The 8628-nt window shown below is 35.2% G+C and carries 9 protein-coding genes; all 9 read right to left on the reverse strand.

Annotated features, from left to right (window positions below):
* Positions 1 to 224: 224 nt before the first annotated feature.
* The gene (locus tag E1163_RS05355) at positions 225 to 407 is read right to left on the reverse strand and encodes a hypothetical protein (RefSeq protein ID WP_155170267.1); all 183 of its coding nucleotides are present in this window, start codon (positions 405 to 407) and stop codon (positions 225 to 227) included.
* Entirely contained in the window at positions 386 to 724 is a 339-nt protein-coding gene (locus E1163_RS05360) for a hypothetical protein (RefSeq protein ID WP_155170269.1), read from the reverse strand. The genes E1163_RS05355 and E1163_RS05360 overlap by 22 nt, the downstream gene beginning before the upstream one ends.
* A 560-nt stretch (positions 725 to 1284) precedes the next feature.
* Positions 1285 to 3618 carry an AAA family ATPase gene (locus tag E1163_RS05365; protein ID WP_155170272.1) on the reverse strand — a complete coding sequence of 778 codons (2334 nt, stop codon included), beginning with the start codon at positions 3616 to 3618 and terminating at the stop codon, positions 1285 to 1287.
* Positions 3619 to 3620: 2 nt separating this feature from the next.
* Positions 3621 to 4328 carry an ABC-three component system middle component 1 gene (locus E1163_RS05370; protein WP_155170273.1) on the reverse strand — a complete coding sequence of 236 codons (708 nt, stop codon included), beginning with the start codon at positions 4326 to 4328 and terminating at the stop codon, positions 3621 to 3623.
* The gene (locus E1163_RS05375) at positions 4325 to 5617 is read right to left on the reverse strand and encodes a hypothetical protein (protein ID WP_155170275.1); all 1293 of its coding nucleotides are present in this window, start codon (positions 5615 to 5617) and stop codon (positions 4325 to 4327) included. Before E1163_RS05375 ends, E1163_RS05370 begins: the two co-directional genes overlap by 4 nt.
* A gap of 538 nt (positions 5618 to 6155) precedes the next feature.
* On the reverse strand, positions 6156 to 6869 hold the full coding sequence (locus E1163_RS05380) for a P-loop NTPase family protein (RefSeq protein ID WP_155170277.1): 714 nt from the start codon (positions 6867 to 6869) through the stop codon (positions 6156 to 6158).
* Complete coding sequence (locus tag E1163_RS05385; protein ID WP_155170279.1) at positions 6790 to 7599, reverse strand: hypothetical protein; 810 nt, start codon at positions 7597 to 7599, stop codon at positions 6790 to 6792. The genes E1163_RS05380 and E1163_RS05385 overlap by 80 nt, the downstream gene beginning before the upstream one ends.
* Before the next feature lie 112 nt (positions 7600 to 7711).
* Entirely contained in the window at positions 7712 to 8008 is a 297-nt protein-coding gene (locus E1163_RS05390; protein ID WP_155170281.1) for a helix-turn-helix domain-containing protein, read from the reverse strand.
* Between the two features lie 64 nt (positions 8009 to 8072).
* On the reverse strand, positions 8073 to 8628 hold a 556-nt coding region (locus E1163_RS30425; protein ID WP_185155969.1), incomplete at its 5' end, for a hypothetical protein.

Here is an 8628-nt window from a genome sequence, read left to right on the forward strand (position 1 = left end):
TTCTCTCAATTGAACTTCAAATTTCTTACCATCCATAAATTTGCAATCGTGTACCAATGAACGATAAGCCGTACAAGGATACTTGAGGTGTTGGATATTCAAAAAACAGAAAACTTCTCCTGAGAAAAATCGAACATAATCATTGTAACCCATTATCAACTCGCTTTCTATTCTTTCAATTTCGGTTGCTTATTTTTGCTATTTCCAAAGATTTTGGAAGTGTTTCAATTGCTTGAGCCATACCTCTGCCCATTTTCCTTCAACCTTGCGGTTATGTCATCGATAATTATTTTCTTTTGTGCACCGTCAGCTACGTTTAAAATGTCTTCTATATCCTCTTTTGAACGATTTTCGTATTCTTTAAACTGATATTCAGCTATGATTCTCATTGGGAACTGTGACTCCATAGCATCCGCTTTGACATTTTCAGGAACATCAAATTGTCCGTTAACGAGGAAATCAATTCTTCCTTCATTTGTCCATTTAGAGCTGCATATACTTTATCAAAATCGAGAAATTCCACGAATTCAAACGGGTCATTGTACTCGATTGGCTTATAAACCGTATCGTTCTCAAGGTTATTAATTACATAATCAGTAGCCGGACGATACTTGTACAAGTTCTCGGGTAGGTTTCTTATCCTGATCGATTGAGCGGCTTCAATTTGGAGATCGTCTACATTAACGCACCCAATTTTCTTTATATAATCTTCTTTCCAATCCAACTTGCTATCAATTATCGTAGTGCTTGTAAACTATGCAACCTAACATCTATATAGGGGCTTATTTGTTATATTGTACACCCTTACTTTAATATACACACTTCGCTTAACAACCGTAGTCAAAACTCTCCTGAACAGCACAATTTGCTTTCCGAAAGTCATCCTTAATTTTTCGAGCAAAATTTAAAGCTAATCAATGCGCAGTGACTTTGTCATTACCCAACCATGAGTATATTGAGGGAAATAGCATTAAAATATTAATACCCATAGCGGGAAATTTAACCTTACAATTTATTGCTTATCAGCATTTTAAAAAGTTAAGAGCAATTTATGTGGTACTAAGAGGAAGATTATCGAAACGACAGACAATAGACAACCGCCTGATTATTATGTACTTTTCGTAGCCCCTAGCGGACAAATATCCAACCTTTTATTGACTGATTTGGCTGCAATTGAGGTTTTTGAAAAGGTGGCATGTAAGTGTGAAGTGTTTTTAGCATAACGCTCTGTGTATGGTGCGTATCCCACAGAGTATGCACTATACCCTTTGTTAGGGGCTTTTATTAGATTTCTCGACGCATTTCTATATTGTCATGGCTTAATCCAAACCTTTCGTACTTGTATCTAATGAAACGGGAATACTTGTCCTCATGAGTCGACAAAATAACCTGTTCATCAGAAAAGTTGTGCTTAAGAAGTTCAATTAAAGAGTGAGTATTGATCTCATCTAAAGTCTGTATTGGATCATCAATCATAATGACACCTAAATCGTTCTGATTATAAACCTTATTTAACACTAGCATTAAAGATATTACCGTAGCCGAAAGTTGACCTGAACTTAGAGAAAAGGAAGCTTCCTGTTTTCTTCCTAGCGGGTGTATCATAATTTCAGGAGTAGCCTTATCGATATCGGCATTGAACACAAGTCCTGTTCCTAAGGAGTGGTTTTGCAGGATTTTACTTGTATAGATATAAAATGGAGCAGTGATATTTGCAATTATTCCCTTTAAATAGCTGTTTATTTGTTCTTTTAGCAAATCACTTACGTCTGTGCATTTCTTTCGGGTTGCTTCAAGCTTAACCAAGTTAGCTTCTATATTAGAGATCTTTTTACTAATTCCGTTGAAGTATGCATAATGAATGTATTTAATCTTCTGCTCAACTGTTTCGGTCTGGATTCTTCTCAATTCCTCTAATGAATTATCCAACTGATTTTGGAACGTTTCTCGTAGTTCATCTATTTTTAAATCAGCATTAAAATGAGGAATAAACTCGAAAGCTTTTGAACGAACCGATTCAATCACATCTTCCAACTCTTCCTGTTTTAATCTTTGATTGAAAAGTTCTATCAATTCTGCCGCTTGATCCTTAGAGAACAAGTCTAAAATCTTTTCAAATTCCTCCGACCAATTAGCCTGATTTGCACTAACCTTTAGAAATTCGTCTAAACCTATAAGAGCTAACCTGTTTTTTTCTATTTGATCAACCCTATCTGAAATACGCTTAAGCAGGGTAAGCTCTTCCATTTTAGAATCCCATAACTCCTGAGCCTTTCTAAGTTTTTCACGTGATATATCATTTGATTTAAAGATTAGTTCTTCTGTTTCTTTAAACTGAGACAACAACTCATCTTTAGAGCCCCAATCATGGGAGCAGGTTGGACAGATACCATCCTCAACCAGTTTTAAAGATTCTGAAGACTTCGTGAATGCCTCTAAGAAAGAATTCCGCTTATCCCTTATCTCTTCAATAAGTCTATTTTCTGCAGAAAGAAGATTTTTAAGTGATAAAAGCTCTCTTATCATCTCCTTAAGTTCTTCGTATATGTTATCCTGCTCAATTACTAATTTAAGGGCTTCTTGGTTTTCTTGAAGAGTCTTATAATCCTTAGTCTCTATTGACTTTGAAACTATTGTTAGCGATTCTTTTTCTTTCGATTCTCTACCTCTTTGTTCATTCTCTCTTATAAGAGTTTCAATATTGACAACATTCCAATAATTTCTGACTAGGTTATCAATGCGAACACTCGATTCGAGAAGCTCCCTAATCGAATTTGCTTTGATAATTTTTTCTATTAATTGCTCATTCGATTTTAAGTAAGATAATTTTTGAAGTTCACTCAAGTAGTTGATTCTAACCTCGTTTTGAGAAATAACTAAATCTTTCTTATCCCATGGAAGCTCTTTTATCTCAACGAGACGATTGTAAATGATATCCTCTCCTTCGCTTTCAAGAATCGCTTTATTCTCTTCTTTAACACGCGTTAGTTGTTCTCCTAGAGTTCTTTCTTGAGCATTTATAGCACGTATAACCTCACTCGTTTTCTTTAGCGCGTCATTGTGATTATTAATTCCTAAAAGCTCACTTAATCCGTTGTATTTATCCTTAGCCGACTTTTTTATGAAATACGTGTTTTCATCTTGCTCAACATAGTCTAAAATGTTAAAGAACTTTTCAATACTCTCATAATTCAAAAGTTGTCCTAGCGTTTGATCCTCAACATTTTTACCATTTAATTGAATCGAGTATTGCTCAATCTTTTCAAAGAAATTTCGAGGGTTTTTATCCCGAGCTGTAATATCACTTGCACTCGGATATTTCCTGAAGATGTAGAGCTTATTACCTTTCCTATCATGAAGATTCAAGCCAATCTCAATAGGTTTTGTTTTATCCTTATGAAAAGAGCTGTCTCCGTATCCAACGGACTGCTTTATGTTAGTGTTATCTTTAAATCGCCTTAAGTTCCCAGTAAAAGCTATTTCAAGAGCATCGTAAACAGTTGTTTTCCCATACCCATTTGGACCATCAAATAACACCAAGTTCTTTTCGCCAAAATCGAAAGAATGATCTTTGAGGCACTTAAAATTCTTTATTTGTAAACTTTTTATCCTATACATGCCTAATCTTCTTTCGTGATTAGCTCTACTAAACCATTTATATCAGAACCCATATCATGCGCTAATATGGAATCATACACACGCTTTAAGTTTAGTTCATCAAGTTTTGAGATAATACTTTTATCAATGTCTTCGAGAATCTGCTTCTCACTATCTGCTACTTTATAATTAAGAAAAGGAATCTTTGTAAAGATTCTCGTAAGTAAATAAAACCATGATTCATCGATGAAGTCTTTGAGCTTATCGCTATTAAGGGAAACAAGCTCTGTTAACGATAGAACAAGAGACTTATCCATTTTTTCTATCTTCTGATTTAATTCTTCTAACTCTTCTTTAGAGTAAGTTAAAATGTATTTCCTCGACTGATAATAATTTTCCTCACTCTTAAGCATCCAGTCTAATTCCTCTGAACCTTCATCATTTTCTGCGACAATTATCAGAGATAAATTCTTATCAATAAACCTGCTTTTGTATTCCAATAATTGCTCACTCCGAATATTACCTACCAATGAATTCAACTCGAACTCAAATTTCATCAAATCTGCTTCAACTTTTTGACGAAACTCCGAAACACTCCCAAATTGAAATAAGAAAAAGTCACTTTTCTGTACATCAGAATAGTGTGCCAAAATAAATGTAGCGTTTTGATACTGAAATTCTTTACTTTTTAGTCCACAGTCCTCAATTAGATTTTGTAATAGATTTTTCATTGGTTCAATTCATTTGAAGCTTTATCAATCTTTCTTAGTCCAAAACCTCTGTCCTTGTCCTCGTCAACATCTTCATCATCATCCAAAGCGAGGTCAGAGAAGATATTATTTAATACATCTTTGGCATCCTTTAGGTCAAGATTTAAGTGTTGATTTATGAAAAAGGAAATATCGTTAGATATCGGTTTTTTAGCGAGTTTTTCAACTACCTCCATAAGTTGGCTAGGATAGCGCTCGTCCTGTGGTATATCTCGATTCAATAATGTGGTTTGATAAATTTTATGAGTATTGGGACAAGTAAAAGCCAAAGACGAGTAATTCGGATCATCGTTAATTGAGGTTAAGGCTTTGCAAAGAATACCTGTCACAAGGTTTTTATTCAAATAATCACCGAATTCACTTAAACTGAAACTTCCTTTTAAATCCTTATCAGGAATAAGGTTGTTCTCCAATAGGCCTCTAAACTGAACATCATCAAGCTTTCCCAACTCACATATAACTCTTTCGATTTTTCCTTTTTTTTTAAGCATATCGTCAGATGTAAAACCGTTATAAGAATTCAACTCTTCCATCATCGCATGAAAGAAGTTTCTTTTTACGTAATACCATCCAATATCTGTATTAAAGGCTGTAGGAGCTTTTTTTATGTCTTCAATAATCTCTGCAAAGGACATTTCTTTTCTTACCCCCTTGGAATGACTTTCCTTTATCAAAGAATCAACCTTACAACAGAGAAAAGAGTATATAATATCCAGGTCAGCAGAGCTAAATTCAGTTCCTAAATGGTTCAAAACCTTCTCGATTTCATACTTGGTCTTATCCTCGATATTCTCGACTTTGTATACTCCTGATATCAAAGAAAAAGTAGTATCTATATGAGTCGAATATCTATCGTCAAAGTTTTCCTTATCCCAGTCCGTTATTTTATACCAGCTTACCAAATATGATTTAATTGGTTTATTGCGTACCTCATCTCCATAGACCCTAATAGTTCTTCGACCATCACTGGGGTCTTTTACCTCCTGAATTGAATACGTATATCGGTTGATAAGCTCTTCTACTGTGTTTTTAAAGGCGCTCATACTTGAATTCGCTATCGCCTTAACTTGGTATACCTCTAATGCCTTTTCTCTAATTGAGAAGTCTTCATCTGATTCTATCAATAAGGCATTCCTTGATACTAGGTTATCAATTCCAATCCCCATGATTTTCTCGAGAGCCACACAAATTGCAACTTCGCCTTGAAAAATATAACCCGACCAACTCGGAGTAGCATCTCTTTTAGCCATTCAGCGTATAAAGTGTTTTAGTTTTATTGTTTTTCTTTAATTACCCGTAACATTTCGATAACAGTATGTTTGTTCTTTAGTCTATAGCTATTCATACCCTATAAATCTAAACAGCAAATACTTACCGGTTGCAACAACTAAAATCGATATAACAAGCACTTTAATTTAATCTATTTGCTCAACAACATACTCCGAAACTTTCCCAACTGCTCAAACTGCTTTCCGAAAGTCATTTTTGCATTTCCGAGCGAAATTTAAAGCTAACCAATGCGTAATGACTTTGTCAATACCCAACCTTGGGTATATTGAAAGAAAAAGACCAATAAAATTCGGACAACCCATACGAGAAAATCGAACCACGTAATCAACTGTATTTCAGACTGATTACGAAATAATACGGAATTACCACTGTTTTAGAAGGGAAATTATCGAAGCGAAAACAATAGATAACACACTGAATACCAATTACTTGAAATAAAAAAAGCCGATTATCGTATGATAATCGGCTTTTCGTAGCCCGTAAAGGAATCGAACCTATTCAATAAACCCTCCTATCTTTGGCATTTTTATCCCCACCTAACATCACAAAATTAAACATCTCATGCATACGGCTTGCTACCCTACTTCCATAGACAGCTTCTATTTCATTTAAATCTAAATTCGTCGTGAGGTGCGTTAGCAGTCCGTTTCTGACAAAATGTTCATAACGATCTAAAAGTATCTCTTGCATCACGTTTACCGTATTGCCGTAATATGCCATATTTTTTTCAGCACCAAGGTCGTCAAACATCATGTTGTTTATTCTTTGTCTGCCATATTCAAATTTAACGGCACGACTACCAAATATCTCAATTCCCTTCATGCCTTCCGTTGCAAATCGTTGTGAGATGTCACGACAACTTTTTATTCCAAAAGCTTGATGAGGGAAATAACAATTTCTCAAGATGGTCATTAGAAGAGTTTTTCCTGTTCCAATGTTTCCGGCCAGTAGTATTCCCTTTTGTAAGGAAGGGTTTGTAATAAACTCGACATCCTCAAATCCAGGGTTATTAGTGAAATACAATAGTAGAGCCTCAATAACCCTTTTATTGTGTTCGTCAATTTTATAATCAGGATATTCCCTTGTCGCGGTTTCCAGGAAAATGTGTTTTGCTCTATTTATACCCATTATCTCAAAATTTGAAGTCTTTGCGCTTGAGGGCATGTTGTTGTGATATTTTGGGTGCTGAATTATCTGATTTATTGCTTTCATGGTGGTTTTCGATTTGGTCTATGATACTGGTGAAGTTTTTATCGATTTGCTCCAGGCTAATTTTAGATTGATAGTACGAGTTGAGTTTATGCCAATTGCTAAGAATCTTTTCCCAGATTTCTTCGGCATTGCCTAATTCATAAAGATATTTCACCAGTTGCTTTAGTGATAAATTGTCTTGTGAATTCAACTTAGCGGGGAGCCCGGTTCTTTTTTTTATGAATTCTTGATATATCGTTAAAAGTGAAACTTCTAAATCATCTAAAACGGAAAGTTTGTTTTTTTTAGGTTTAATGATTTTATCGTTTACTTGTTTAGGGGTGTTGTAATCCGTTTGATTATCAGTCACTTGTGTTGTTTGCGTCGGAATCTGCTCGGAAGGTGCTTTTTCGTTGCTATTACTTTGCTCCGGTAATTTTTGCCCTTCCACTTTCCGGGCAATGTAAAGACATGGTATCTCAACAGTAGCATTCCTAAATTGATTTTTACCAGATCTATAGCGGATAAGCCCAAGCGTTTGTAAAAGATCCAGGTGGTGATAAAGTGTTTTTGGGGTGCCAATCATTATTAGATCAGTAATTTCTCTGGGATACACGTTGATCTTTGGCTTCCACCCAGAAACATTATTCAAATGTAGCAGAGCGAAGTAGACGGCTATGGAAGTGGGAGATAGTTGTTCGTCTGCTCCATAGTCCTTCCAAAATGAATTAATCTGCAAAATATAGTTCATATGTTATCCAAATTAAGTTTTTTGACCTGATTTAATGGTTTAGGTAGCGTTCATCTGCCGTAAACCAATTGTTTACTATCCTGTTTACACTGCTGTAAACTATTCGTTTACTCTACCGAAAGGCATTTTTCTTGTGATCGGTTAGGTATTTTTCAAGATCCTTTCGGTTGTAGAAAACTTTGTTACCTACTTTAGTGTAGCTGAGATACCCCTTAGAGCGCATTGACCAGAACCAGGTAGTTTTCCTGCCCAAGAGTTGTTGCGCCTCCTTCTCACTAATATAGTCTCCTATTCCATTGGCCGACAATGGCTCGTTCCCTTTTAAAAGTTTGTTAATGCCATCCCTGATCTCGTCAATTACGACTTTGGGAACCATCACAAATACGTTGTTTTCATTGATCTCTTTCATGCGTTGTTGTTATTGAATGATATTATGTTTTTGAATTTTATACGAACATTTGGTTTAAAATTTTTTAGTATCCGATAAGGTTATATTGGTTTAGTTGCTGGTCTATTATTTCCGTTATAAGATTAAGTCGAGCGTCTATCTTGTTATCGTCGTACTTAAATACCTTTTGGAGGTGTGCTTTGTATTCTTTTGTTAAGCTTCCATCAAATCTTTCTATAGAACTGTGGAAGTTATAGCCAAACAACGTATTAACATCGAATTTGATATACTCGTTGAATACGATAACTTTCCAGGCAAAGGTATCACTGATATTTTCTTCAAAGTCATCAAATACCCTTTTGGCTACCTCAAATAAAATTTCAAACCTGGCTTCAGGATCAAAAAGGTTTAGTGTAAATGCATATTCCTGGGGGCTACAGTTAAGTATAATGGCTTGCAAATTTTGAATCATGTGTCTATTCAAAAGCGTGTAAACAGGTAGACTATAAATCTCGTAATACTTACCAAGTCCTTTTAATGTGAACTTTTCACCCTGTTCCATAAATAAGTAATCCACTATTTTACGAATCGTTGCTTCCTCAGATTTTAACAGGGCGTTTTCTACTTTTTCAATGCTCTCG

Source organism: Fulvivirga kasyanovii (assembly GCF_009711405.1).
Lineage (GTDB): Bacteria > Bacteroidota > Bacteroidia > Cytophagales > Cyclobacteriaceae > Fulvivirga > Fulvivirga kasyanovii.

Coding starts and splice junctions, on each gene's coding strand:
- E1163_RS05355 (WP_155170267.1), bottom strand. CDS start 407: ATGGAGTCACAGTTCCCAATGAGAATCATAGCTGAATATCAGTTTAAA.
- E1163_RS05365 (WP_155170272.1), bottom strand. CDS start 3,618: ATGTATAGGATAAAAAGTTTACAAATAAAGAATTTTAAGTGCCTCAAA.
- E1163_RS05370 (WP_155170273.1), bottom strand. CDS start 4,328: ATGAAAAATCTATTACAAAATCTAATTGAGGACTGTGGACTAAAAAGT.
- E1163_RS05375 (WP_155170275.1), bottom strand. CDS start 5,617: ATGGCTAAAAGAGATGCTACTCCGAGTTGGTCGGGTTATATTTTTCAA.
- E1163_RS05380 (WP_155170277.1), bottom strand. CDS start 6,869: ATGAAAGCAATAAATCAGATAATTCAGCACCCAAAATATCACAACAAC.
- E1163_RS05385 (WP_155170279.1), bottom strand. CDS start 7,599: ATGAACTATATTTTGCAGATTAATTCATTTTGGAAGGACTATGGAGCA.
- E1163_RS05390 (WP_155170281.1), bottom strand. CDS start 8,008: ATGAAAGAGATCAATGAAAACAACGTATTTGTGATGGTTCCCAAAGTC.